Genomic DNA, 25,779 nt, shown 5'->3' with positions numbered 1-25,779 from the left:
GAGGAAGTATGCTCCCTGCAACGGAAAGGCGCAACGAACTCCGATTCTTGGCCGGCTCACAACCGGTTCCGAAATGGGCTTCAGGGCGCTGATCGGAATGCCGGTCAAGGTCATGCCTGGCGTCCCGTCCAGCCGGTGGCGCTTCATACTGGAAAATTGCCAGGGTTGGCCCATCCGTCGGCGGGCGCGAATTCGCCGGCGTTAGAAGGCCTTGGCCGCAGGCGAATTATTTTTGAATTCCATTTGACTGAATAAATATTCGGTGCGAACCTCTGCTCTCTCGAGAGGGCGCCAGACATGGCATTGCGCGGGACCAATCAGGAGTTCGGGCGGCCGTATAACCGGCGCATCGTGCTCGAATCCATCCGCCTTCACGGGCCAATCGCTCGCGGCGATATTGCCAGGCGGGTCGGACTCACCGTGCAGACGGTGTCAACCATCGTTCGCGAGTTGGAAGAGCACGGTTACGTGCTGTCGTTGCGCGAAGAGCCCAAGGGGCGCGGCCTGCCACCGGCAACGCTGCGCATCAATCCGGAAGGCGGCTATGCCGTCGGCATCCACGTCACCCCGCTGGGCATCAATGCCGCCCTGATCAACCTAAGCGGCGATGTTATCGAGAGCACCTACCGCGAAGCCCCAAATGCAACGCCCGACCACGCTTTCGAGCTGATCGGCGCCATGGTGCTCGAATTGACGGCATTGCGGCCCGGGGGCCGCGTTCTCGGCATTGGCATGGCGCTGCCCGGACCGTTCGGCGTGGAGTCCATGAGCTTTGTCGGGCCGACCACCATGACCGGCTGGAAGGATGTGGCGCTGCGCGAGCGGCTGGCCGCCTCGACCGGACTGCCGGCCTTTTTCGAAACCGATATGGCGGCGGCTGCTATCGGCGAGCGCCTCTACGGCCTCGGAACGGCGTATTCCGAGTATTACTATCTTTATTTCGGCGTCGGTCTCGGCGGCGTCATGGTGCATGACGGGGCGGCATTGCGCGGCGCCTGGGGAAACGCCGGTGAAATCGGCCACATTCCCGCAGTGCCGGGCGGGGAGCCCTGCCCGTGCGGCAATCGCGGCTGCCTCGAACGGTATCTCTCGCTCGAGGCGCTGCGGCGCCGCAACATCGCCGACGCCGAGTGGGTGAGCGAGATTGCGCCGATCTTCCGCAACGCCGTCACCATCATCGAAAACCTGTTCGATCCCGAAACCATCATCCTCGGCGGGCTGGCGTCCACCGAGCTGCTCGAAAGGCTTGCCGGCGCGGCCGCGCACCTGCCCAATTCGGTCTCGGCGCGAAGCGATCGCACGACGCCCCGCGTCAGCGTCGCGCGCGGCGGCCAGCATGCGGTGTTGCGCGGCGCCGCCGCGCTTGCCGTTTCCGGGGTGCTTTCGCCGCGCTTCGGCCAGATCTTCACCGCCGAGCGCGAACGCGGGCGAGATCTCTTGCATAACAAGGGGATCGCGGCATGAGCGAACCGCTGCTGGTGCTCGACAACGTAGCCAAGAATTACGGCGCCATCGAAGCGCTGAAAGGCATCAGCTTTTCGATCGACAAGGGCGAAGTGGTGGCGCTTCTGGGCGACAACGGCGCCGGCAAATCGACGCTGGTCAAGATCATTGCCGGCGGCCTCGAGCCGACCTCCGGCCGCATGCTGTTCGAAGGCAAGGAATTCCTGGCCAAATCTCCCGCCGAGGCCAAGGCCGCGGGGATCGAGACGGTCTACCAGGACCTGTCGCTTTGCACCAATGTCGACGTGGTCGCCAATTTCTTCATGGGCCGCGAGATCACCAGGAAGGTTCTCGGCATTCCGGTGCTCGACGAGCGCGCCATGGAGCAGGTGGTGCAAAAGGCGCTGGCCAGCGCCGGCACCCGCATTCCCTCGCTTCGCACCAATGTCGAGCATCTTTCCGGCGGCCAGCGGCAGGCCATCGAGCTCAACCGGTTCGTGCATTTTGGCGGCAAGCTAGTGCTTCTCGACGAGCCGTTCGCGGCGCTCGGTGTCGAGCAGACGCGGCGCGGCCTCGACATGATCCGCCAGGTGGCGAGCCAGGGCATCGGCGTCGTCATCATCACCCATATCATGCAACAGGCCTTCCAGGTCGCCGACCGGATCGTGGTGATCCGGCAAGGCGTCGTGGCGGGCGATGTCGCACGCAACAAAACAAGTCCCGACGCGGTGATCAACATGATCACCGGAGAGACGCTCGCCGGTGCCGGACCGGCGAACTGAGGGACAAATGAGGGGTCCGGCGCAAGAGGAGCGAACGACATGAAGAAAATACTTCTTTCCGTCTTCGGTATCCTGGCACTGGCCTTTGCCACGCTCACGCCGGCATTCGCCCAGTCCAAGGGCACCATCTACTACATGGTGCCGACATTGCTCGATGAGTTCCAGACCGGCTCGGTGAGCGCGCTGGAACTGTTCCTGAAGCAGGTCGGCTACGAGATGAAGACGTTGAACGCCGACAACAAGACCGACGCTCAGCAATCGCAGATGAACGACGTCATCGCGCTGAAGCCGGCGGCGATCATCCTTGCCGCCGTCGATTTCAATGCGCTGAAACCGTCGATCGAGGCGGCCCGTGCCGCCGGCATCCCGGTCGTCGAGTTCGACCGCCAGATCATCTCGACCCCGTCCGACTTCACCTCGGTGGCCGGAACCGTCGAGATCGGCTACGTCGCCGCCGACCAGGCACAAAAGCTCCTGACCGCGAAGAACGGCTCGGTGAAGGGCAAGATCCTGCAGGTGCTCGGCGATCCGGGCGACCCCTACACGCTCGACATCCAGAAGGGTTTCGAGGAGAAAATGAAGGCGTTCCCGGACGTTAAGATCATCTCGCTGCCGGCCATGCAATGGGCTGCGGATGCAGCCGGGACCATCGTGAACGACCAGCTGCTCGCCAACCCTGACATCGACCTGATCTTCAGCCATGCCGCGCATCTTTCGGTCGCTGCCGTCGCCTCGCTCGAGGCCGCCGGCAAGAAGCCGGGCGACGTCATGCTGATGAGCTCGAACGGCGCTCCCGTCGGCCTCGACCTGATCCGCAAGGGCTGGCTCAACGTCGAAGTCGAGCAGCCGCTCTACGCCCAGGCCGCGGCGGTCGCGATGTTTATGGACAAGGTAGTCAACAAGCAGGACATCAAGCCCGGCGAATATGATGTGCTTGGCCTGAAATCAACCCTGACCAAGGAAGCGTGGGGACCGAACATCAAGATCCCCGGCGCTGCGATCACCAAGGAAAATGTCGATAACCCGGCGTTCTGGGGCAACATGAAGCCGCCGACCGAAACCATAAAGCCGGTCGAATAGCGAACTCGCCAGAAGCTCCGGGCCATGCCGGCCCGGAGCCCAGCCCTGCAGCCCCAGTGCGTTCGAACGGACGCGCGCGGGTATGCTGCAGCAATTTTCAACCGCGCCTAATCTTTCCGAAGAACCGAGTGGTTTTTTGGGCTGACGCGCCAACCGGATCCGCAGATGAACCCCCGCACGCGCCAAACCCTCGAGTTCATCCTCGACAATCTTGTCTGGTTCATGCTGGTCTTCGTGCTGGTGGTCTTTTCCATCCTTATCCCGAACTATTTTCAGCTCGGCATCTTCGCCAACATCATCGAGGCGTCGAGCGTGCTCGGCGTAATGTCGATCGGCCTGGCGCTGGTCATCATCGCCGGCCATATGGACCTGTCGGTCGAATCGGTCGCGGCGCTCAGCGCCATGGCGGTCGGCATCCTGTTCTGCTCGTCGGGCATCGGCCTTGGCATCCAGTTGCAGCCGCAATGGCTGATGGTTCCGGTTTCGCTGCTCATCGCGCTTGCCGTCGGCGGCCTCATCGGAGCCTTCAACGGCGTCCTCGTGGTCAAGGTGAAGATGAGCGCCTTCATCATCACGCTGGCGTCCTACATCTGGGTGCGCGGCCTGGTGCTGGTTATTTCCGGTGGCCGCTCGGCACAGGACCTGGCGCCGGCAATCCGCTGGTTCGCCATCCAGCGCCTGGGTGGCCTGCCGCTGACTGCCTGGATCGCCATTGCGTGCTTCGTGGTGTTCTCGCTGATCATGGCCAAGACGCCCTTTGGCCGGCACCTGGTCATGATCGGCGGCAACGAGACGGCGACCTTTCGCGCCGGCATCCGCGTCAACCGCAACCTGGTCATAGCCTTCGTTCTCGCCGGCGCCATCGCCGGCCTTGCCGGTTGGCTGCTGGCGATCCGTACCTCCGGCGCGACAGCTAATCTCGGCGTCGGCCTGTTGTTCAATGCCTTCGCCGCGGTCGTCATCGGCGGCGTCAGTCTGAAGGGCGGCGTCGGCACCTTGCCCGGCGTCTATGCCGGCGTGCTGCTGCTCTCGGCCATCAACACGGCGATCAATTTGATGGGCCTGCCGGCCAACTTCACCCAGGTGATCCATGGCCTGCTGGTGCTTGCCGCCGTGCTGCTCGATGCGTTCAAGCAGACGATACGCCAGAGGCTGGCATGACCGGCCGTCTGGAAGACAAAGTCGCGCTGATCGTCGGCAGCGCACGTGGCATCGGCAAGGGCATCGCGCAGCGTTTTGCCGAAGAGGGCGCGAAGCTGGTCCTGGCCGACACCGAGGCCGAGGCGGGGCAAGCGACCGCGAACGAACTCGGCGCCGCCTTCATCCGCACCGACATCTCGCAGATGGCCGATGCGCAAGCCGCCGTGGCGCTGGCCCTCGACCGTCACGGCCGACTCGACATCATGGTGCAGAATGCCGGCATCTATCCCTGGCAATTGCTGGAAAACACCAGTCCCGACGACTGGGACCGGGTCATGGCGGTGAACTTGCGCGGCAGCTTCATCGCTGCTCGCGCCTCACTGGTGCCAATGAAGGCACAGCATTTTGGCCGCATGCTGTTCACCTCCTCGATCACCGGCCCGCATGTCACCAGCCCCGGCCACGGCCATTATTCAGCGACCAAGGCCGGCATCAATGGGCTGATCCGTTCGGCTGCGCTCGAATTCTCGGGCTACGGCATTACGGTCAACGGCGTCGAGCCCGGCAACATCCTCACCGAAGGCATAGAGCAGCATCGCGGTGCGGCCTTCATCAAGAACATGGAAGACGCCATTCCGCTCGGCCGGCTCGGCAGCCCGCGCGACGTGGCCAACGCCTTCCTGTTTCTGGCCTCGGACGACGCCAGCTACATCACGGGCACGACCATCATCGTCGACGGCGGGCAGCTTTTGCCCGAGGGCAAGGATTTCCGGCTGCTGCCGCCATGATCCTCGATTTCGGCGGCGGTTTCTTCCTGCGCCGGGCGACCACCGCCGATCATGCAGCGCTTGCGATGATCTGTCTCAAGACCGGCGATGCCGGCAAGGATGCCAGCGGCCGCGAGGACGACCCGGACCTGCTCGGCCTCCTCTACACTATTCCCTACCAGGTGCTCGAACCCGATCTGGCCTTTATTATCGATAGCCCCACAGGTGCGGCCGGCTATCTGCTTGGCGCAGCCGATACGGGCGCTTTCAATGCCAGCCTGGCATCAGACTGGTATCCGGACCTGCAGCGGCGCGTGGTAGACCCGGGACCCGACAACTCGCGCTGGCGCGGCAGCGACTGGGCGCGGTACCGGATCCACCACCCCGATTTCGCTGTTCCGCCTGCGCTGGCGGCCTACCCGTCGCATGGCCATATCGACCTGTTGCCGCAAGCGCGCGGGAAAGGCATCGGCAGGCGCGCGATGGCCTTCCTCGAGCAGCGCCTTGCCGCGAGCGGCTCGACCGGCATCCACCTCGAAGTCATGCCGGAGAACGATGGTGCGCTAAGGTTCTACAAGGCGATTGGATTTGAGGTGGTGCAGGACCCTGATTCATCGAAGTGTTGTGTTTATGTGGCGAAACGGATTGCTCACGCTCCGGCGATTGCAGACTGATCTGCGACAAGCCAATCGCCCAAGTTGCAAAGAACCGGGAGGCCTATGGAAGTACAATGCTGCCGTTCTGCAGCAGCCAGTTGCCCCGCGTGAACATCTTTGCCGCGGGAACGAAACCTTCGTCGCGTGCTCCACCGCAAACACGAAAGTCACCAGCATCAACACGGTGCGGGGCTAATTCGAGTGTTGGCGGAGCGTCTACTAGTGCAGTACGGGCGGCAGGGGAACATCCGCGACCGTTCCCCCGGCCACAATCGAGAGCACATAAAGCAGATAAATGGCTAATACCAACAGGGCGAGGAATGAACCGCTGGCAAAGACTCCTGCAACCGCGGCGTCGGGATAAGCTTCGACTTGTTCTTTCTTGAAGGTGTCTTCTTCGTTACGGGTTGTCTTCACAACCCGATCGCCTGGAAGCCGGTTTTTTTCAGCTTCCTTCGATATCTTATCCGCGAGATCTCCTGCGATCACGGGATCGTCCGGAAGATGACTCGCAAGCCATCCAGGAATATTTTCGCTCCCGCCCATGCCCATACGCAATTGAGATACTGCAAGTTGTAGCTTTCGGCAATCGTTTCCCTCATGAGAGGCAAGCAGATCAGACTTAAGTCCCTGCGGAAAGACAGTTTGAATCAGACCAAAGTCCGAGTAGCACAGTGGTCGGATGCGTCTCACCTGGCGATCAGCTTGAGCGGTGTAGCCCAAACTGAACACATCGAGGAAAATGGTGGGCGATGACGGGCTCGAACCGCCGACATCTTCGGTGTAAACGAAGCGCTCTACCAACTGAGCTAATCGCCCGCTCCGGGCCGGACCTTTAAGCAGTTAGGACCGGCTTCGCAAGGCCAAATGAGCGGCCAGTGGCTTGGCCGGGAGCCGGTTTCGGCAACAAAGTTCGGCTTGTCAAAAAACCTTCTGCTGTTTGCTGTTATGCTGTCCGGGTCCGCTTGACACCCGGTGGCTTACCCCTTATCCACCGCCCCAACGACGAACACGGCTGACACGTGCTCGTCCATGCGCGGGTGTAGCTCAGTTGGTTAGAGTGCCGGCCTGTCACGCCGGAGGTCGCGGGTTCGAGCCCCGTCACTCGCGCCATTTCTCCTTTGGGGTCACGTCCCCTGGTGTCGGAGAAATGTCGACGTTGATTTGTCAAAAACCGTCGTCGTTCATGATGTAATCCATACGGTCTCACCTCTTGGCGAGCAGCGCCTCGACTTCCTGCAGCGTCGGCATGGACGGCGCGGTGCCTGGGCGCGTCACCGAGATGCCGGCGACGGCGCAGGCGAAGCGCACCGCTTCCAGAGGTTCGATCCCCCTCGACAGCGCGGCAGCCAGGCCGCCGTTGAAGGCGTCGCCCGCGCCTGTGGTCTCGACCACCGGGCCGGCGGCGACCGCTGCGACATGCTCGGAACGGTCGGCCGTGTGCAGCAGCGCACCGTTTTCGCCAAGCGTCACGATGACTGCCCCAACGCCCTTCTCAAGCAGGCTGTCGGCGGCACGGCGGGCGTCGTCGATCGAGGACACCTTGATGCCGGTCAGTTCCTCGGCCTCGGTTTCGTTCGGCGTGACATAGTCGCAAAGCGTGTAGATGCGGTCCGGAAGCCTGGCCGCGGGCGCCGGGTTGAGGATGGTGGTCACCCCTGCCCCGCGCGCGATCTCCAGCGCCCGCAGCGCCGCCTCGATCGGCTGTTCGAGCTGGGTGACGAAAACGCCGGCCGCGCGGATCAGGCCGGCATTTGCCTCGATATCGGCGGGCGAGATCAGCATCGCCGCACCCGGACTGACGATGATCGCGTTGTTGCCGCTCGTCTCCTCGATGAAGATATAGGCGGCACCGGTGTAGCTTTCCGGTGTGTCGATGACGGCGCTCTTCACGCCGGCGTGCGACCAGGTCTGTCTCGCCATATCGGCAAAGGGGTCGACGCCGAGGCGGGTAAGGAAGGTGACGTCGGCGCCGAGCCGGCCGGCCGCCACCGCCTGGTTCGAGCCCTTGCCGCCGGGGCCGAGCGTGAAGGACGTGCCCAGGATCGTCTCGCCCATGCGCGGCTGGCGGGCGGCGCGGTAGGCCGTATCGGCGACGAAGACGCCCAATATGACAACCGGCTTCATGACGATCGGATTCGCCGGCATCCCGCTACTCCGCATCCGGTGGCACGACGCCCTTGCGGAACGCAAAACAGCCATAGAAGCGGCGCTCGCCGGTCTGGATGACGCAATAGGCCTTCTTGGCGCGTTCGTAGAAGGCGTAGCGCTCGACCGAGATCATCGGCCAGGCCTTGCCCTCGGCGGCATCGATCTCTTTTTGCACTTCCTTCTGCACGGCGGGAATGTCGTCCGGCTTGCCGACGATCTCCATGCGCGCGGCGGCATCGTCGACGAAGGTGTCCAGCGGATAGAGCGACAGTACCGCCTTGACCACGTCGGCCGCCGACGCATCGATGCGCAGCAGCCGGCCAAGCACGGTCTGGCGCGCCACCGAATCGGACGGGAAATTGGTGTCGGCGATAATCAGATCGTCACCGTGGCCCATCGCCCGCAGCGCCTGCAGCACATCGGCATTGAGCAGCGGATTGATTCCTTTGAGCATGGTATTCCTCGCGAAGTTTGCTGGGGCGAAATCAGAGACGCTTGCCGGTCTCTGCGTCGAAGAGATGCACCTGGTCGAGCCGCGGTTTCAGGTGCAGTGTGTCGCCCGGCTTGAAGTCGTGGCGCTCACGGAACAGCGCCACCATCTCGCCCTCGCCGAAGCGCAGGAACACCAAAGTCTCGGAACCGGTCGGCTCGACCACCGAAATCTTCGCCGGAACACCATCGGGATGGATTTCGAGATGCTCGGGCCGCACGCCGTAGACGACATTACGGCCATCCTCGACGGCACTGGTCGCCGCAATCGGGAACGGCGTCCCGGCGATCTCGACGACAGGCTTGTCGCCCTTGCGCACGACGCCCTTGAGCAGGTTCATCGAGGGTGAGCCGATGAAGCCGGCGACAAACAGGTTGGCCGGCCGGTCGAATAATTCCAGCGGCGCGCCGACCTGTTCGATGCGACCGTCGCGCATCACCACGATCTTGTCGGCCATGGTCATCGCCTCGATCTGGTCGTGGGTGACGTAGATGGTGGTGGTCTTCAGCCGCTGGTGCAGTTCCTTGATCTCGGTGCGCATCTGGACACGCAGCTTGGCGTCGAGATTGGAGAGCGGCTCGTCGAAGAGGAACACCTGCGGGTTGCGCACGATGGCGCGGCCCATGGCGACGCGCTGGCGCTGGCCGCCAGAGAGCTGGCGCGGATAGCGCTTGAGGTAGGGATTGAGGTCGAGGATGTCGGCGGCGCGCTTGACCCGCTCAGTGACCACCGCCGGGTCGGTTTTGCGCAGCTTGAGAGCAAAGGCCATGTTCTGCTCGACCGTCTTGTGCGGATAGAGCGCGTAGTTCTGGAACACCATGGCGATGTCGCGCTTGGCCGGCGGCAGATGGTTGACGATGCGCTCGCCGATGGCGATGGTGCCGCCGGAGACCGTCTCCAGCCCGGCCACCATCCTCAGCAGCGTGGACTTGCCGCAGCCGGAAGGCCCGACCAGCACCACGAACTGCCCGTCGGCGATGTCGACGCTGACATCGTGCAGAACCTTGACGGTTCCGAACGCCTTGGCCACATTGCGGATCGCGACTTGAGCCATCATTCCCCCTTCAGTTGCCGTGAAGCTAAACAACGCAAACGGCGAGGGCAAGTCAGTCTCTTATAGATAAAAAACCCATTCACGTTGACACCGCACTTCGTTGTGCGAATAGTGACAGTGTCCGGCTTATGACCCTGTTCCGGGCGCACCGGTACGCTTGTCCGGCACTGAATGCCAAGCGTCGCGGGAGGGAGAATTCGGGCCGCTATTTACCGGAGTCGCTGTCGTTGGGGAACATAATCGGCGCTCCACCATCTGAACCAATTCACAATTGACCTTCTGGGAGGAACGAAATGAAAGTCAGCCTTTATAACCAACTTGTCCGCGCCGGGGCCACCCGCCGCGACGTGCTGAAGGGAGCGGCCAGCATGGCCGCCCTCGCGGCGGCCTCAAGCGCCGGGCTTGGTGCGCTGACGCGCACGGCTGCGGCCGCCGACGACCTGCGTGCGCAGATCCTGCAGATTCCGGGTGTCGGCAAGGGTCAGCCGACCGATGCCGACTTCCAGCAGGTCGGCGAGCTTTGCCTTGGCGCCACCAAGGCCAATGTCAAGGAAGGCGAATTCGCCGGTGTCGAACTCACCTTCATGGGCCTCAACAACCAGAACCTGCACAATGTGCTGTTTCGCGGCTTCCTGAAGCCGTGGGAGACCTATACCGGCGCCAAGATCAACTGGATCGACCTGGCGCAGGCTGACTACAACGCCCGCCTGCAGCAGTCGATCGCGACCGGCACCGTCGATTTTGACATCATCGAAATGGGGGCACCGTTCGAAGGCGACGTCTGCGGCAAGGGTCTCACCTCCGAGATGCCGGACTGGGTCAAGGACCAGATCGACATGAAGGATGTCGTGGCCTATCTGCAGCCGCCGGTGGGCACATGGGACGGCAAGCAATATCGCGTGACCGTTGACGGCGACGCACATAATTTCAACTACCGCACCGACGTGTTTGCCGATGCCGACCTCGCCAAGGCCTGGAAGGACGGCGGCGGAGAAGGCGAATGGGGCGTGCCGAAGACCTGGCAGCAGGTGCAGGCGGTGACGAAGTTCCTCAAGGGCAAGCAGGTGAAAGGCCAGGACGTCTTTGGCTATCTCGATGCGCCCAAGCCCTGGGGCGGTTTCGGCTTTTATTTCCTCGGCAGCCGCGCCAGCGCCTACGCCAAGCATCCCGATGACAAGGCCTGGCTGTTTGATGCCGACACGATGAAGCCGCGCGTTAACAATCCGGCATGGGTGCGGGCGATCCAGGACGTCATCGATGCCCTGCCCTCCGAACCTGCCGACCAGATCAACGCCGACCCGAACACCACCGCCTTCCAGCAATTCCTGGCAGGCACCGGTTCGATGGTTACCTGGTGGGGCGACGTCGGTTCGAACGTCAAGACCAACGATTCCTCGGTCGTCGGCGACATCACCGGCTTCTCGATCCTGCCGGGCTCGGACGATGTCTACAACTCCAAGACCGGCCAGTGGGACAAGCTCGCCAGCGGCCCGAACCATGCGCCGAACTGCGCCTATCTCGGCTGGGGCGTTTACGTCATGGCCCGCGTCGACAGCGACGAAAAGAAGAAGAAGGCGGCATGGTCTGCCGCTGCCCACCTCGGCGGCAAGGACCTGTCGCTCTGGTGCGCGGCCTATCCGTCGGGTTTCCAGCCCTATCGCAACTCGCATTTCAACATTCCGGAATGGGTGGCGGCGGGCTACGACGAGGCGTTCATCACCTCGTATCTGAAGTCGGAAGCCGACAGCTACAACCATCCAAACGCGGCGATCGAGCCGCGCATCCCCGGCATCTTCCAGTACTACAGCGCCGCCGAGGACATTTTGGCCAACACCTTTGCCGGCAAGATGAAGGCGCAGGAAGGCGCCGACGCCATCGCAGCCGCCTGGGAGAAGCTGACCGACCAGATCGGCCGCGACAAACAGGTCAAGCTCTACAAGGCATCGCTCGGCATGTAGGCTGAGATCGTTAAACCTGGTCCGGCGGCGCACAGCCGCCGGACATCCGCTTTACCGGCCCGGCCTCGATCGGCTCGGCCGGTCATCGAGCCTCCTGTGAACAGGCAAGACGCGTGGCTGACCGGACCCTGGCTGACCAGACTTTGTCGACAAGTGAATGGCCGGCAGGCGCCGTGCCATCCGACCTGATTCCGCGGAGCCGCAAACGGCTTGGCTGGGCGCTGATGGCTGCTGCGACGCTCGGCCTTCTGGCGGTGATCGCGCTGCAAATCCTCTACAAGAGCGAGGTCGACACCATCGGCTTCGACACCTGGCGGCCGGTGGTCTACGCCTACGTGCTGTGGGGTGTCGCGCTCGGCATCGGCCAGGTGCTGACGCGCGGCGAGGACGGCCAGCGCGCGCTGTTCCTGCTGCCGGCGCTGCTGTTTACCATTGCCATGGTGATCTTCCCGACGCTGTTCGGCTTCTACATCGCGCTGACCGACTGGAACCTCAGTTCCTTCAGCGGACGGCAGTTCAACGGGCTCGACAATTTCTGGCAGATGCTGAACGACGCCTATTATCGCAACGCGCTGTTCAACATGGTGCTCTACGTGCTGGCGGTGTTCGTCGAATATGTCATCGCCTTCGGCCTGGCGCTGCTGCTCAACGCGCAGATTAGGGCACGAAAATTCTTCCGCGTCGTGTTTCTCATGCCGCTGATGCTGTCGCCGGTGGCGGTGTCGTGGATGATCGGCAAGTCGCTGATGGAATACCGCTTCGGGCCCGCCGCGACGCTGGCGCGGCATCTCGGCTGGGAAAACCCGGCCTTCTTCTCCAACCCGATCACCGCCCGCATCTCGATCATGGTGCTCGACGCGTGGACGTTCATCCCGTTCATGATGATCATGCTGCTCGCCGGCCTGCAGGCAATGTCGCGCGAGGTGCTCGAGGCAGCGCGTGTCGATGGCGCCACCGCCTGGCAGACCTTCTGGCAGGTCACCTTCCCGCTGATGCTGCCGGTGTCGGTGACAGCGGTCATCCTGCGCATCATCTTCAAGCTGAAGCTCGCCGATATCATCATCACCGTCACCTCCGGCGGGCCGGGCGGCGCGACCGATTCGGTGTCCAGTTTCATCTACCGCGAATATCGCGACCGTTCGAACGTCGGCTACGGCACGATGCTGGCGATGGCCTATTTGATCATCATCATCGTGTTCGTGACCTGGCTGCTGAAGTTCGCCAGCCGCTTCGTGCGCAACGTCAACTGATCGGGCCGGCAAGATGAGCGTTCAGACCACCGACTATGCCGCTTCCGAAATTCGCTCGCCGGCGAGCTTCGTCGCCAACCGCGTCTTCATCTACGGCGCGCTCATCTTCTGGGCCTTCATCTGCCTGTTCCCGATCTATTGGACAATAACCACTTCGTTCAAGACCGCGGTCGACGTCACCCAGGGCCATCTGATCCCGTTCGTCGACTTCCGGCCCGACTGGAAGGGCTGGCGTTCGCTCGGCCTGTCGCCGGACTCGATCTTTCGGACGTCGACGGTGCGCGACGAATTCATCAAGCGTTTCATGAATTCGGTCATCACTTCGGTCGGTGCGTCGACCCTCGCCATCGTCATCGGCAGCCTCGCCGCCTACGGGCTGACCCGCTATCGTTACAAGTTTGCCTGGTTCAGGAACGAGGATATTTCCTTCTTCTTCCTGTCTCAGCTGATCCTGCCGCCGGTGGTTTTGGCCTTGCCCTTCCTCGTGCTTTACCGGGAGGTCGGCCTGCTCGACACACGCGTCGGGCTGATCCTGCTCTATACGCTGATGGTGCTGCCGATCGTCATCTGGATCATGCGCGACCAGTTCAACTCCATCCCGGTGGAGCTGGAGGAGGCAGCACTCGTCGATGGCCTGTCGATCTGGGGCGCCTTCTTGCGCATCGTCATGCCGATCGCGCTGCCGGGCATGGTCGCCGCCTTCATCCTGGCGATGGTGCTGTGCTGGAACGAGTATTTCTTCGCCGCGCTTTTGACCTCGACCGACGCAAAGACCATTCCTGTCATGGTGGCCAGCCAGACCGGCTCACAAGGCATCAACTGGTGGTCGATGGCGGCGCTTGCCACCGCCGCCATCACACCGCTCGCCGTCATCGGCATCGCGCTCGAGCGTTACCTGATCATGGGCATGACAGCGGGCGCGGTGAAATAACTGCGCCGGCTTCTCCCCTTGTTGTGGGAGAAGGGAAAAGCGCGCTAACCCGAAAGCGTTGCCCGCAAATGCTCGAGGATCATGGCAACCCCTTTTTGCCCCAATTCCGCCGAGGCTTCGGGCGCACTTGCCGTGTACCAGCCGGTGTTGTCGGCGAAGCGGCCGGCATCGACCGCCTCCGGGCACAGCGCCAGCATCAGCGACGTCTCGCCGGTGCCGGCATGGTCGAACGGGTACCGGCTGTGCATTGAAGCCGGCATCAGCGGATGCACCTGCACCCAGTTGAAGAAATTGCTGCCCTCGGCGTGCTCGGCATAATAGTCGGCCATCGCCGGAGAGCCCCACCAGCCTTCGCCACGTTCTTTCTCCAGGAAGCGGAAGATCGCCTGCCGGCCGGCGGCCTTGAAGGCGAGATCGGTTGGCATGCCGGCGGCAAAATTTTCGGTCTGGTGGTGAATGATGGCGTGGATGTTGCGGAAGCCGATGCGCAGCAGGCTATAGAACAGTTCTTCCGCGAATGGCGCCAGCACATTGCCGCCGACCTGCAGCGAACCACTGCTCTCCGGTGCTGCAACAGCATAGCTCGCCGCGCCGTAATAGAAGGGCGGCAGAATGACGATCTCGGCTTCTTTTTCGAACAGTTCCAGGCTCTTGACCACCGCCAGCGTGTCCATTCCGACGGCCATGTGCTCGCCGTGATATTCGAGCACACCGAGCGGCAACACTACCGGCCGGTTCTCGGCGATCGCCTTGCGGATCTGGTGCGGCAGCATCAATTCGTAGCGCATGACACCTACTCCATATTGGTGTGGCGGGCGCGCATCGCTTCCGCCGAGACGCCGGTCAGATCCCTGAGCTTCAACACCATCATTTCGAAGAGGACGAACAGCGCGCCTTCGAAGACCGAGCCCATCGGCAGGACGGATGTCTTTTCATGGCCCTGGTCGTCGGCCATGGTCTGAGCCGGGATAAGCAGTGTGAGGTCGGCCAGCTTCGCGGCAGTGCTGTCGGCTTGCGCGGTGAGCAGCAGGACTGTGGCACCGACCTCGCGCGCGACCTGCATCAAGGTCAGCACCGTCGACGCCTCACCCGGGCCGGAACTGGCGAGGAAGACATCGCCCTCGCCCAGCGGCGGCGTGGTCATGTCGCCGACGACCGACACCGGCAGACCGAGATGATAGAGCCGCATGGCAAAACCCTTGACCTGCAGCGCCTCGCGGCCGCAGCCATAGGTGACGATCTTTTTCGCACCGGCCAAGATGGCGCAAGCGGCGTCGATGCGGCTTGCGTCGATACGCTCCAGCACGGTGCCAAGCTCGTTCAGCGCAATCCCAAACAGGTTTTCGCCGGCGTCCGTCATGACATTTGCACCAGCCTGCCGGTGCCGGAGAACCATTTGAATATCTTAGTCACATCTGCCCCGAACAGCTTGTTTTCATTCATGCTATCACCGCGAAAATCGGTGTCCAACGACACGCAGTGCTTTTGATGCGCTACAGCCGTGATAGTGTCACGGCAAATCGTGAATGAGGAAACGAAGACATATGAAGACACGGCATTTCGACCGCATCGGCAATGGCGGCATCACCTTCACCGAGGTCGGCTTCGGCACCGCACCGCTCGGCAATCTTTACCGCGCCGTCTCCGACGAGGATGCCAATGCTACGCTGGAGGCGGCATGGCGGGTCGGCTGCCGCTACTTCGACACCGCGCCGCTTTATGGGCTAGGCCTAGCCGAAACGCGGCTCAATCCGTTCCTGCGTTCGAAGAAGCGCGACGACTACGTGCTGTCCAGCAAAGTCGGGCGCATAATGCGCGCCTGCCCGCCGGAGCAGCGCACCGGCATCGGCAAGTTCTTCGACACGCCGTCGCGCCGCGAGGTCTACGATTACAGCTATGACGGCGTTATGCGCTCCTTCGAAGCCTCGCTGGAACGGCTCGGCGTCGACCGCATCGACATCCTCTTCGTGCACGATGTCGACATCTTCACTCATGGCAGCAAGGAAGCCTCGGACCAGCGCATCCAGGAATTCATGAGCTCCGGCTACTACGGATTGCTGGCATTGCGCGACCAGGGCGTGATCAAGGCATTCGGCGGCGGCATCAACGAGTGGCAGGTTGCCCAGACGCTGGCCGAGCGCGGCGATTTCGATCTGTTCCTGCTTGCCGGGCGTTACACGCTGCTGGAGCAGGAAGCGCTGCAGTCTTTCCTGCCGCTATGCCAGCAACGCGGCATCGGCATCGTTCTCGGCGGGCCTTACAATTCCGGCATCCTGGCAACCGGGCCGAAGCCCGGCGCCTACTACAATTATTCGGAGGCGCCGCAGGACATCATCGACCGCGTCACCCGCATCGAGGCCGTCTGCAAACGCCACGGCGTGCGCCTGATCGAGGCGGCGCTGCAGTTCCCGCTGCTGCATCCTTCCGTCGTCTCGGTAATCCCCGGCGGCCAGCGGCCGGGCGAAGTCGAAAGCAATCGCTCCCTGCTCGACGCAAAGCTGCCATCGGCGCTGTGGACCGATCTCAAGAAAGAAGGCTTGATGCGCACGGACGCGCCTACGGCATAGCGCCGCCTTTTCCAACAGAAAAGAAAAACCGGATATGCCGGCTTTTCTTTTCTCTGAAAGACTTAAGGAGGCGCCTAGTTGACCGCGTCCTTGAGGCCCTTGCCGGCCGAGAACTTCGGCACGGTGCGCGCCGGGATCTTCACTTCCGCACCGGTCTGCGGATTGCGGCCGGTCGACGCGGCGCGTTTTGACACGGTGAAATTTCCGAAGCCGACAAGCCGGACATCGCCGCCCTTTTTCAGTTCGCCGGTGATCACGGAAAACACCGCATCAACCGCCGACTGCGCGTCACCCTTCGAAATACTCGCGGCATCGGCGACAGCGGACACCAGTTCGTTCTTGTTCATAAAAATTCCCTTCCATGAGAAAACCGGAACACTCGACTCATCCGGCAGGAAACGGACTTTAGAAAGAAGCGCTCCGGCAACCAAGTCGAAAAGCGCCAGGAAAGTCGAAAAAAGCCCGGAAATCCGCGGTTCTTCACATGAAAAAGCCGGGCTCAAGGCCCGGCTCTCTCTTTGTGCATTGCAACTTTAGCAAGCACTAATGCGCCAGCGATTTACCAGCCTCGTCTCCGACATCGACCACGGCCGGCGCATTGACGGGTTCGACCCACTGGATCGGTTCCGGCATGCGCACCAGCGCATGGCGCAACACTTCGCCAACCCGTGAGACCGGAATGATCTCCATGCCGCTCTTCACGTTCTCCGGAATCTCCGCCAGATCCTTGGCGTTCTCTTCCGGGATCAGCACCTTCTTGATGCCGCCGCGAAGTGCGGCAAGCAGCTTTTCCTTAAGGCCGCCGATCGGCAGCACCCTGCCGCGCAGCGTGATCTCGCCGGTCATCGCCACATCGGCCCTGACCGGGATACCGGTCAGCACCGAGACGATCGCCGTCGCCATCGCCACGCCAGCCGACGGTCCGTCCTTCGGGGTTGCACCCTCTGGCACGTGGACGTGGATATCGCGCTTGTCGAACAGTGGCGGCTCGACGCCGAAATCGATGGCCCGCGAGCGGACGTAAGAGGCCGCCGCAGAGATCGATTCCTTCATCACATCGCGCAGATTGCCGGTCACGGTCATGCGGCCTTTGCCGGGCATCATGACGCCTTCCACCGTCAACAGCTCGCCGCCGACTTCCGTCCAGGCGAGCCCGGTGACCACGCCGACCTGATCGTCGCTCTCGACCTGGCCGAAGCGGAAGCGCGGAACACCAAGGTAATCGGCAAGATTGTCCGCCGTGATGTTGATCGTCTTCTTCTTCGTCTTCAGGATCTCGGTCACCGCCTTGCGCCCGAGCTTCATCAGCTCGCGCTCCAGGCTCCTGACGCCCGCTTCACGGGTGTAGGTCTGGATGATGCCGCGGATCGCGTCCTCGCCGACGGAGAACTCCTTCGGCTGCAACGCGTGGTCGCGGATCACCTTGGGCATCAGGTGACGCTTGGCGATCTCGATCTTCTCGTCCTCGGTGTAGCCGGCGATACGGATGATCTCCATACGGTCCATCAAGGGCGCAGGGATGTTCAGCGTGTTCGCCGTCGTCACGAACATCACGCTCGACAGGTCGTATTCGACCTCGAGGTAATGGTCCATGAACGTCGAGTTCTGCTCGGGATCGAGCACCTCGAGCAAAGCCGATGACGGATCGCCGCGGAAATCCTGGCCCATCTTGTCGATCTCGTCGAGCAGGAAGAGCGGGTTGGATTTCTTCGCCTTCTTCATCGACTGAATGACCTTGCCAGGCATCGAGCCGATGTAGGTGCGCCGGTGACCACGGATCTCGGCCTCGTCACGCACGCCGCCCAGCGCCATGCGGATGAACTCACGGCCGGTCGCCTTGGCGATCGACTTGCCGAGCGAGGTCTTGCCCACGCCGGGAGGTCCGACGAGGCACAGGATCGGCCCCTTCAGCTTCTTCTGGCGGCTCTGCACAGCGAGGTATTCGACGATGCGGTCCTTGACCTTGTCGAGGCCGAAATGATCGGTATCGAGCACATTCTGGGCAAAGGCCAGGTCCTGCTTGACCTTGGAGTTCCTGCCCCACGGGATCGACAGCAGCCAGTCGAGATAGTTGCGCACGACGGTCGATTCAGCCGACATCGGAGACATCGTCCGCAGCTTCTTCAGCTCGGCTTCCGCCTTTTCGCGGGCCTCCTTGGAGAGCTTGGTCTTCTTGATCCGCGCCTCGATCTCGGCGGCCTCGTCGCGGCCGTCCTCGCCCTCGCCGAGCTCCTTCTGGATCGCCTTCATCTGCTCGTTGAGGTAGTATTCGCGCTGCGTCTTCTCCATCTGGCGCTTGACGCGCGAGCGGATGCGCTTCTCCACCTGGAGCACCGAGATTTCGGCTTCCATGAAGCCCATCGCCTTTTCCAGCCGTTCCTTGACGGACAGCGTGGCGAGCATCTCCTGCTTCTCGGGGATCTTGATGGCAAGATGCGAGGCGACCGTGTCGGCGAGCTTGGAATAGTCGTCGATCTGGCTGGCAGCACCCACCACTTCGGGCGAGATCTTCTTGTTCAGCTTGACGTAGTTCTCGAAGTCGGTGACCACGGAACGTGCCAGCGCCTCGACCTCGACCTCTTCCTCCTCCGGTTCGACCAGCGCCGCAGCACGGGCCTCATGGAAGTCGGGACGGTCGGTGAACGCGACGATTTTCGCGCGCGAGGCACCTTCGACCAGCACCTTCACGGTGCCGTCCGGCAGTTTCAGCAATTGCAGCACATTGGCGAGCGTGCCGATGTCAAAGATGGCATCGGGCTCCGGATCGTCGTCGGCGGCATTCATCTGGGTCGCGAGCAGGATCTGCTTTTCCTGACCCATCACTTCTTCCAGCGCCTTGATCGACTTTTCACGCCCGACGAAGAGCGGAACGATCATGTGCGGGAACACCACGATGTCGCGCAGTGGGAGGACTGCGAAGACGCCGTCGCTGGGAGCCTTGGATAATTTGGCCATTGTCCAACCTTTCATGTCGCGGCCGCCAATCGGCCAACCGCGAATCTCATATTAACGACCGGGGATCGTTCCGCCTACCACCGTTTGTGACGGGAGTTTTACAGCACAGAATTCGGCACCACGGCCTTCCGCCTTTAGTTGGAGGCACAGGGGGTAAAGATCAAGGGTCAACACGGTCCGTCCCTCCAATCCGCAGCCACTACGCGGCGCCGTACGCGGTGTGCGAAAGCAAAACGGCGCCCTGCGGCGCCGTTTCAGAAAAATCCATTGCCGGCTCACGTCAGGCGCTGACGTTGCCCTTCTTTTCCTTCTGCTCGGAATAGATGTAGAGCGGCCTGGCGTTGCCTGACACCACCTCTTCCGAAATAACCACTTCGCGCACGCCTTCCAGTGCCGGCAGCTCGAACATGGTGTCGAGCAGGATCGCTTCCATGATCGAACGCAGGCCGCGTGCGCCGGTCTTGCGCTCGATGGCGCGCTTGGCGATCGCCGACAGCGCGTTCTCATGGAAGGTCAGGTCGACATTCTCCATCTCGAACAGCCGCTGATACTGCTTGACCAGCGCGTTCTTCGGCTCGGTCAGGATCTGGATCAGCGCCGGCTCGTCGAGATCCTCCAGCGTCGCCAGGACAGGCAGACGGCCGACGAACTCGGGAATGAGGCCGAACTTCAACAGATCCTCAGGCTCGACCAGGCGGAAAACATCGCCGGTGCGGCGATCCTCGGGCGAAGCGACGATGGCGCCGAATCCGATCGAGGTCTTCCTGCCGCGATCGGAGATGATCTTGTCCAGGCCGGCGAAAGCGCCGCCGCAGATGAACAGGATGTTGGCGGTATCGACCTGCAGGAATTCCTGCTGCGGATGCTTCCTGCCGCCCTGCGGCGGCACGGAGGCGACGGTGCCTTCCATAATCTTCAAAAGTGCCTGCTGCACGCCCTCGCCCGAGACGTCGCGGGTAATCGAGGGATTGTCCGACTTGCGCGAGATCTTGTCGATCTCGTCGATATAGACGATGCCGCGCTGGGCGCGCTCGACATTGTAGTCGGCCGACTGCAACAGCTTCAGGATGATGTTCTCGACATCCTCGCCAACATAGCCGGCCTCGGTCAACGTCGTCGCGTCGGCCATGGTGAAGGGGACGTCGATGATGCGGGCCAGAGTCTGCGCCAGCAACGTCTTGCCGCAGCCGGTCGGGCCGATCAGCAGGATGTTCGACTTCGCCAGCTCGACGTCGTTGTTCTTGCCGGCATGGGCGAGGCGCTTGTAGTGGTTGTGGACGGCCACCGACAGCACGCGCTTGGCGTAAGGCTGGCCGATGACGTAGTCGTCGAGAACCTTGAGGATTTCCTGCGGGGTCGGCACGCCCTCGCGCGACTTCACCATCGAGGTCTTGTTCTCCTCGCGGATGATGTCCATGCACAGCTCGACGCATTCGTCGCAGATGAACACCGTCGGCCCGGCGATCAGCTTGCGCACTTCGTGCTGGCTTTTGCCGCAAAACGAGCAATAAAGCGTGTTCTTGGAATCACCGCTGTTGTTGCCGACCTTGCTCATTTTCATGTCCTTTCATGGCCGCCCGCCGATGGTCTGGTTGAAAGGGCGCATATTCAATCTATCGCGGGAATCCGCCGCCGCCAGTGCCCCGGCTCCCGCAACGCATTCCGTACGAAACACAAATCGGAAAACGGGGCAATGATTCGAACAACCCCACGCAAAGCTAAGCCGTCGAAAATCAACATAGCCTTAACGTAGGCAATTGCACCCGTCGAGGGAACAGCCAATTGTGGCCGAAATGCCGCAAGCTGCGCCAAAAGCGCGTGATCCCGCCACTCATTGCCACCGCGGGGCCACCGCGGGCCTATAAGGCAATACCTTCGACCGGCTCACGTGACGAAATGACCTTGTCGATGAGGCCGAAATCCCTGGCCTCGTCGGCAGTCATGAAATGGTCACGGTCGAGCGTTTTTTCAATCTCATCATAACTCTTGCCGGTGTGCTTGACGTAAACCTCGTTGAGGCGGCGCTTCAGCTTGATGATGTCCTGGGCATGGCGCTCGATGTCGGAAGCCTGGCCCTGGAAACCGCCGGAAGGCTGGTGGACCATGATGCGGGCGTTCGGCGTGGCAAAGCGCATATCCTTGTGGCCCGCCGTCAAGAGCAGCGAGCCCATCGAGGCGGCCTGACCGATGCAGAGCGTCGACACCGCAGGCTTGATGAACTGCATGGTGTCGTAGATCGCCATGCCGGAGGTGACGACGCCGCCGGGCGAGTTGATATAGAGGTTGATTTCTTTCTTCGGATTCTCCGCCTCGAGGAACAGCAGCTGCGCGCAGACCAGCGTCGCCATGCCATCCTCGACCGGGCCGGTGATGAAAATGATGCGCTCCTTGAGGAGCCGCGAGAAAATGTCGTAGGCCCGCTCGCCGCGATTGGTCTGTTCGACCACCATCGGAACGAGGTTCATGTAGGTTTCGACGGGGTTCTTCATGGACTATCCCTTTTTGAGGATGGGATTCCGGCGCCGGAGATTTGCAATCGGGCAGAATCGGTTCTGGATCGTTATTGTGTAAATAGGATGCCGGCTCACCCTAGCGCAAGGCCGCCTCTCCTAGCCACTTGGTTAAAACGAATCAAGCTTGCCGGACGGTGCCCGGAGGACGCGGCACGGATCCTGGTGGATTGACTTCACCCCTTTGATCCCACGGTTTCGCGCGGCCATGGTGGCACTGGCGTCGCTCACAACGCGAAGGGCCTGGAACGTCGTATCGGGCCAGGAAGATTGATTGCGTTCCCAGGACGGCTAAGTAGCTGCCTCCGCAGGATTAAGCAGGCATTACCTGGCCCAACAGAAGCCGAACGCGCAACCACTCACTGATACTTTTTGCGAGACCGCGAAGGAATTCGACTCATCGAGTGCGATACGGATCAGCCTTGACCTGTCGCGGGGCCGGAACATGTTCTGAAACTCGTCCGGCAACGCGTCGGCGACCGACAGAATCTTTTCGACTGTTCCTCTTGCACGCTCGGTTCCGTTACCCACGTCGATCGCCATTCCTTCGCGCAGCGAAAACAGATAGTTGTTCGGCAGATAGGCGAGGACGTAGGACTTGCCGCCGTCGATCTGTAGAAGCGGATCGCCGAACCGCAGCACCTGGCCAGGGACCGGCACCTTGGCGCCAACGACCCCCTCCGTGACCGAGCGGATGTTTCCGCCGTCATATATGGCCTTTACCTCATCCATAGCCTCGCCCGATCTCGCACGGAATTGCGCCACCAGGGCGAGTTCGGATTTGGTCGCTTGCAATTGACCGGTCAGATCAGCCAGATGTTCGGCGGCCTGGAAGCTGCCACGAACGGCTTCGTCCTTCGTCGAAGTCGAGACGATGCCTGCCGTGACGATGGTGTCGATTCTCGCAAGTGTCGTCCTGGTTTCACGCGCTGTCCGCTCGGCCAGCGGCATCACGGACTGGATCGCTTCGTGTCGGCTGTGGAGCTGGCCCTCGCGAACGGCGAGTTCACCCTGTCGCAACAGCAGCTCGGCGATCTCCTTGACCATGTCGAACGATTCAAGCTCGACGAGCAATGTACCGGGCTCGACCTGGTCTCCCGCCTTGACAAAGACATGCGTTACCTTGGCCGGATAGGCGGCATCGACGGCATACCGATCCTTCAGGACAATACCGTCCGCTGACAAGACGACCGCATCACCAATGAGGTAGTAGACGATCGAAGAGGAAAACAAACCGAGGAGAGCGAGGTAAACCATGCGACCCCAACTTCCCACACTCGCGCGCTGCTGTTTTCCCAGATTGTCCACTCGGACGTGTTTTCGAATGTATTTCATCTGAAGCTCGTTCTCTACCAGGGCCGCTCTAGCCGAACTTTGATCGGCGTGTAGTTGTCGCGATGTGAACCTGAGAACACCCATTCATCGATATAGGCGATCAATCGAACGGGTCTCATCACATAGGTCATGAACAGGGAGTAGCCGGGCAGGAACCATATGCTTCGCCAGAACCCCTGCCGCTCGGTGGTCCAACTGGCCAGCGCCAGCACAAACACGTCGAGAACCAGGAGGCCGCACTGCATGCCGATGAGGATCGCGGGGGTGAAAGAGCCGTACTGGAGGGCAAGCCAGACGAGATAGAGCGGGAATATCGCGGCACCAACGACGTTGAAAAGGAGGAAATCCCATTGGTGTAGGGCCTCCGGAAGCCGGAAACCCGAGTCCGAGACACGAAACAGGCGGTAGTGTTTGCGAAAGCGTAGCCAAATGGCATCGCGTTCCCAGCGCAATCGCTGGCGGATATATTGGTATGCGGTTATCGGGACGTCCGTATAGCAGATCGCATCCGGTACATAGGCCATGCGCCAGCCCGCCCGTCGCAATCTCAGCGTGACATCCAGATCCTCGCCACCGCCTACGTCGAACCCCCCAACCCCCAAAAGGGCTTTGCGCCTGAAGGCGCTGAACGCTCCCGAAATGCAAACGACCTGATCGAGAGCTCCAGCAATACGCTTTCCGACCGAAATCGACTGCAAATATTCGATCTCCTGAAACTGGGCGACGATACTCGCGTGGCCGTTGCGCGGTGCAATATCGCCGCATGCCGCTCCAACCGCTGGATCCGAAAAGGGGCCGAGAATATTTTCGATCGCGTACCGATCAAACGAACAGTCGCAATCGACATTGATCAGTATGGCGCCTTTGGCTACGCGGCACGCCAGATTGATCCCGCTCGCCTTGCCGCCCCTCAGATCCGTCGAAATGATGCGCGAGGCATAACCTTTCTTGACCAGAGCTTGCGAGACCCTGCTCATCCGATCGGTCGAACCATCACTGACAATGACAACTTCGAAGTCATTGAAAGACTGTTCCCGCAACGAGCGGACGCAGGTTTCGATGGACTCAGCCTCATTATGGCCAACCAGAATGATGCTTACATTGGGCCGTAATGGTCGCTCATGCTCAATCGAACCCGCGGCATCACGCGAACGCATGGTCACAGCGGCCGCGACGAACGGAATGATGTAACGGGGGAACTCAAAGACCAGCGTGTACCAGAAGATGGAGGCCAGGCTCGCCGTCGATTGAGCTAGCAGGAATGCAAATCCGAGTTCGAGATCATTCAACGCGAGGCTTGCCCCGTTTTGGTCGCCACCCGAGGGCGAGGATCAAGCTTTTCGCCCAAAGACGCCTCGCAGATTGAAAGCATTGCCGATATCTGCTCCGACAATGTTTCGTCGCCCTTCGCCGTCATGATGAAATAGTCGGCGGCGGCGCCTTTGTGCACCGATCCTGTCTCCGCAAGGTAATTGCTCAGGTTTTCGATGAAGAGACGGCGCAGTTTCTCAAAGACGTCCTGGCCCTTTGATTTTATGAGCGACTCTCGTGCTCCGTAACGCAATTCCGTGACCGCCAACGGCGGGCCCTTCGCTCCGGTCATGCGTGCGCGGTCGAGTTCCTGAACCAGGGACGGCGGCAACCCCAACAAGGACGTTGGCAGCTTTTTCTCCGGACTGGTGAGCAGAGACAGCGCCTGATCCGTGAGTGCGTAGGAAAAAAGGTCGATACGTTTAACGCTGTCGCCATCAGCCCGCGCATCACAATCCTGGCAGACGAATCCAACAGCCGGCTCCGATGTCGAATCCTTGCACCTCCTGCAGATTTGCGAGTGGCCGGGCCTGTCATAGTCCTTTCCATAGTGACGCAATTGCTGGCTGCATTTGGGGCAGACCAGTGCGCTTCCCTGCCGAAAATCGCCTTCAGGACGAAGAGCCGCGCAACGATAATGATGAATAAGCTCGGCCTCGAACATATCGGCCGAACGGCAGGAGGGACATTCCTCGCGAACGGTAAGCCGCCGCGACCCGCAGGCGCCGCACTCATGCACGCGGTCGAAGAAGGTCTTAAGCAGAAGTCCGCGATGGGAGAGATCTTCGGCGATCGGGATCGTCTTGGCCGCCGACGGAAAGCCCGGATAGCTTATGGAGGCCGACGTCATCGGATAGCGCTTGGCTTCGATGCTTCTGCCGGCGACGAAGGCATGCGCAAGAAAGCGCGTTTCGGGCGTATTTGTAGAACGGATGTGCGCGGCAAGCTGTTCGCGGCGGCGGCGAAAATCGAGTATGCATTTTGCCGTCTCCGCCCAAGTCGTTTGCTGCATCAGATCGAAATGTACATCCGCGAACCGGCCGGCACGGCCGCCCAGATCGATGACAGGCACCATCGCCAGCGGAATGTGGTCACGCAGGTTGTCCAGCGGCGAGTTACGCCGCTCATCGGCCAGAAGAACGGCATCGATGTCCCCTTCCGACGAGGAGTCGAACATCGTGCGGTAGATCGCCGAATGCAGAACGACCACGCGTGGGAACCATTCGACGGCAGGCTTCCAGGACAATCCCATTCTGGCCCAGAGTGCCAGGCAAAGGTCGGTGAGTTCATGGCTTGCGGTGGAAGCCGTCGGTGCCGGCAGTTGCACAACGGATTTCGCAACAAGTTCTGCGGGCATGTCGGCCTCCATTTGCCCGGCGCTCGCAAAGGAACGCCGCCA

23 protein-coding genes and 2 tRNA genes are annotated in these 25,779 nt (G+C 61.6%); 11 read left to right on the top strand and 14 right to left on the bottom strand.

Annotated features, from left to right (window positions below; all coding sequences use genetic code 11):
• The first annotated feature begins 297 nt into the window (after window positions 1-297).
• From NKH04_RS16485 to NKH04_RS16460, 6 genes are all read left to right on the top strand, one after another.
• Window positions 298-1,464: an ROK family transcriptional regulator gene (locus NKH04_RS16485; RefSeq protein WP_352471948.1), complete on the top strand. Its 1,167-nt coding sequence runs from the start codon at window positions 298-300 to the stop codon at window positions 1,462-1,464.
• The gene (locus tag NKH04_RS16480) at window positions 1,461-2,225 is read left to right on the top strand and encodes an ATP-binding cassette domain-containing protein (protein WP_352471950.1); all 765 of its coding nucleotides are present in this window, start codon (window positions 1,461-1,463) and stop codon (window positions 2,223-2,225) included. The genes NKH04_RS16485 and NKH04_RS16480 overlap by 4 nt, the downstream gene beginning before the upstream one ends.
• Before the next feature lie 39 nt (window positions 2,226-2,264).
• Window positions 2,265-3,305: a sugar ABC transporter substrate-binding protein gene (locus NKH04_RS16475; protein WP_353044578.1), complete on the top strand. Its 1,041-nt coding sequence runs from the start codon at window positions 2,265-2,267 to the stop codon at window positions 3,303-3,305.
• A gap of 165 nt (window positions 3,306-3,470) precedes the next feature.
• Complete coding sequence (locus NKH04_RS16470; RefSeq protein WP_352471952.1) at window positions 3,471-4,466, top strand: ABC transporter permease; 996 nt, start codon at window positions 3,471-3,473, stop codon at window positions 4,464-4,466.
• On the top strand, window positions 4,463-5,233 hold the full coding sequence (locus NKH04_RS16465) for an SDR family oxidoreductase (protein ID WP_352471953.1): 771 nt from the start codon (window positions 4,463-4,465) through the stop codon (window positions 5,231-5,233). Before NKH04_RS16470 ends, NKH04_RS16465 begins: the two co-directional genes overlap by 4 nt.
• A complete protein-coding gene (locus NKH04_RS16460) occupies window positions 5,230-5,886 on the top strand; it encodes a GNAT family N-acetyltransferase (protein ID WP_353044577.1) in 657 nt (218 codons plus the stop codon). The genes NKH04_RS16465 and NKH04_RS16460 overlap by 4 nt, the downstream gene beginning before the upstream one ends.
• A 201-nt stretch (window positions 5,887-6,087) precedes the next feature.
• Here the strand turns inward: NKH04_RS16460 and NKH04_RS16455 are convergent, their stop codons facing one another.
• Entirely contained in the window at window positions 6,088-6,591 is a 504-nt protein-coding gene (locus tag NKH04_RS16455) for a hypothetical protein (RefSeq protein ID WP_353044576.1), read from the bottom strand.
• A 20-nt stretch (window positions 6,592-6,611) separates the two neighbouring features.
• Window positions 6,612-6,687 (bottom strand) — tRNA-Val (locus tag NKH04_RS16450).
• Window positions 6,688-6,904: 217 nt separating this feature from the next.
• Between NKH04_RS16450 and NKH04_RS16445 the strand changes: the two genes are divergently transcribed.
• Window positions 6,905-6,981: transfer RNA gene (locus tag NKH04_RS16445), tRNA-Asp, on the top strand.
• 93 nt (window positions 6,982-7,074) lie between these two features.
• Here the strand turns inward: NKH04_RS16445 and rbsK are convergent.
• Genes rbsK through NKH04_RS16430 form a run of 3 tightly spaced genes read right to left on the bottom strand, consistent with a single transcriptional unit; the run spans window position 7,075 to window position 9,563 of the window.
• Window positions 7,075-8,016: a ribokinase gene (gene rbsK, locus NKH04_RS16440; protein WP_352501556.1), complete on the bottom strand. Its 942-nt coding sequence runs from the start codon at window positions 8,014-8,016 to the stop codon at window positions 7,075-7,077.
• 4 nt (window positions 8,017-8,020) lie between these two features.
• Window positions 8,021-8,473, bottom strand: coding sequence for an RbsD/FucU family protein (locus tag NKH04_RS16435; RefSeq protein ID WP_352471958.1), 453 nt, complete (start codon window positions 8,471-8,473; stop codon window positions 8,021-8,023).
• A gap of 31 nt (window positions 8,474-8,504) precedes the next feature.
• The gene (locus NKH04_RS16430) at window positions 8,505-9,563 is read right to left on the bottom strand and encodes an ABC transporter ATP-binding protein (protein WP_352449436.1); all 1,059 of its coding nucleotides are present in this window, start codon (window positions 9,561-9,563) and stop codon (window positions 8,505-8,507) included.
• A 293-nt stretch (window positions 9,564-9,856) separates the two neighbouring features.
• Between NKH04_RS16430 and NKH04_RS16425 the strand changes: the two genes are divergently transcribed.
• The 3 genes from NKH04_RS16425 to NKH04_RS16415 all read left to right on the top strand — a co-directional run bounded on the left by NKH04_RS16425 (window position 9,857) and on the right by NKH04_RS16415 (window position 13,702).
• Window positions 9,857-11,521 carry an ABC transporter substrate-binding protein gene (locus NKH04_RS16425; RefSeq protein ID WP_023674663.1) on the top strand — a complete coding sequence of 555 codons (1,665 nt, stop codon included), beginning with the start codon at window positions 9,857-9,859 and terminating at the stop codon, window positions 11,519-11,521.
• A gap of 128 nt (window positions 11,522-11,649) precedes the next feature.
• On the top strand, window positions 11,650-12,771 hold the full coding sequence (locus NKH04_RS16420) for a carbohydrate ABC transporter permease (protein WP_352456633.1): 1,122 nt from the start codon (window positions 11,650-11,652) through the stop codon (window positions 12,769-12,771).
• A 13-nt stretch (window positions 12,772-12,784) separates the two neighbouring features.
• Window positions 12,785-13,702: a carbohydrate ABC transporter permease gene (locus NKH04_RS16415; RefSeq protein ID WP_352575954.1), complete on the top strand. Its 918-nt coding sequence runs from the start codon at window positions 12,785-12,787 to the stop codon at window positions 13,700-13,702.
• A gap of 44 nt (window positions 13,703-13,746) precedes the next feature.
• Here NKH04_RS16415 and NKH04_RS16410 read toward each other — a convergent pair whose 3' ends face one another.
• Together NKH04_RS16410 and hxlB are read right to left on the bottom strand one after the other, a co-directional pair.
• The gene (locus NKH04_RS16410) at window positions 13,747-14,490 is read right to left on the bottom strand and encodes a creatininase family protein (protein WP_353044575.1); all 744 of its coding nucleotides are present in this window, start codon (window positions 14,488-14,490) and stop codon (window positions 13,747-13,749) included.
• Window positions 14,491-14,495: 5 nt separating this feature from the next.
• Window positions 14,496-15,062 carry a 6-phospho-3-hexuloisomerase gene (gene hxlB, locus NKH04_RS16405; protein ID WP_353044574.1) on the bottom strand — a complete coding sequence of 189 codons (567 nt, stop codon included), beginning with the start codon at window positions 15,060-15,062 and terminating at the stop codon, window positions 14,496-14,498.
• 184 nt (window positions 15,063-15,246) lie between these two features.
• On the opposite strand from hxlB, the gene NKH04_RS16400 reads away from it, so the two are divergent.
• Window positions 15,247-16,269 (top strand): aldo/keto reductase, encoded by a 1,023-nt coding sequence (locus NKH04_RS16400; RefSeq protein ID WP_353044573.1) that lies wholly within the window; start codon window positions 15,247-15,249, stop codon window positions 16,267-16,269.
• Window positions 16,270-16,343: 74 nt separating this feature from the next.
• Here NKH04_RS16400 and NKH04_RS16395 read toward each other — a convergent pair whose 3' ends face one another.
• The 7 genes from NKH04_RS16395 to NKH04_RS16365 form a co-directional block, all read right to left on the bottom strand.
• Window positions 16,344-16,616 carry an HU family DNA-binding protein gene (locus NKH04_RS16395; protein WP_006201846.1) on the bottom strand — a complete coding sequence of 91 codons (273 nt, stop codon included), beginning with the start codon at window positions 16,614-16,616 and terminating at the stop codon, window positions 16,344-16,346.
• A 196-nt stretch (window positions 16,617-16,812) separates the two neighbouring features.
• Window positions 16,813-19,224 (bottom strand): endopeptidase La, encoded by a 2,412-nt coding sequence (gene lon, locus NKH04_RS16390; RefSeq protein ID WP_352501552.1) that lies wholly within the window; start codon window positions 19,222-19,224, stop codon window positions 16,813-16,815.
• A gap of 280 nt (window positions 19,225-19,504) precedes the next feature.
• Window positions 19,505-20,779, bottom strand: a complete 1,275-nt coding sequence (clpX, locus tag NKH04_RS16385) for an ATP-dependent Clp protease ATP-binding subunit ClpX (RefSeq protein ID WP_006332719.1) — start codon at window positions 20,777-20,779, stop codon at window positions 19,505-19,507.
• A gap of 304 nt (window positions 20,780-21,083) precedes the next feature.
• Window positions 21,084-21,713, bottom strand: a complete 630-nt coding sequence (locus NKH04_RS16380; RefSeq protein WP_023674655.1) for an ATP-dependent Clp protease proteolytic subunit — start codon at window positions 21,711-21,713, stop codon at window positions 21,084-21,086.
• Between the two features lie 345 nt (window positions 21,714-22,058).
• Window positions 22,059-23,153 carry an HlyD family secretion protein gene (locus tag NKH04_RS16375; RefSeq protein WP_353044572.1) on the bottom strand — a complete coding sequence of 365 codons (1,095 nt, stop codon included), beginning with the start codon at window positions 23,151-23,153 and terminating at the stop codon, window positions 22,059-22,061.
• On the bottom strand, window positions 23,084-24,358 hold the full coding sequence (locus tag NKH04_RS16370) for a glycosyltransferase family 2 protein (protein WP_353044571.1): 1,275 nt from the start codon (window positions 24,356-24,358) through the stop codon (window positions 23,084-23,086). Before NKH04_RS16370 ends, NKH04_RS16375 begins: the two co-directional genes overlap by 70 nt.
• The gene (locus NKH04_RS16365; RefSeq protein ID WP_353044570.1) at window positions 24,355-25,737 is read right to left on the bottom strand and encodes a TackOD1 domain-containing metal-binding protein; all 1,383 of its coding nucleotides are present in this window, start codon (window positions 25,735-25,737) and stop codon (window positions 24,355-24,357) included. Before NKH04_RS16365 ends, NKH04_RS16370 begins: the two co-directional genes overlap by 4 nt.
• Window positions 25,738-25,779: the final 42 nt, after the last annotated feature.

The sequence above is a fragment of the Mesorhizobium sp. M1365 genome, from assembly GCF_040317865.1.
Classification (GTDB): domain Bacteria; phylum Pseudomonadota; class Alphaproteobacteria; order Rhizobiales; family Rhizobiaceae; genus Mesorhizobium.
Note: the sequence above shows the minus strand (reverse complement) of the source record. Positions and strands in the feature narration are given on the sequence as shown.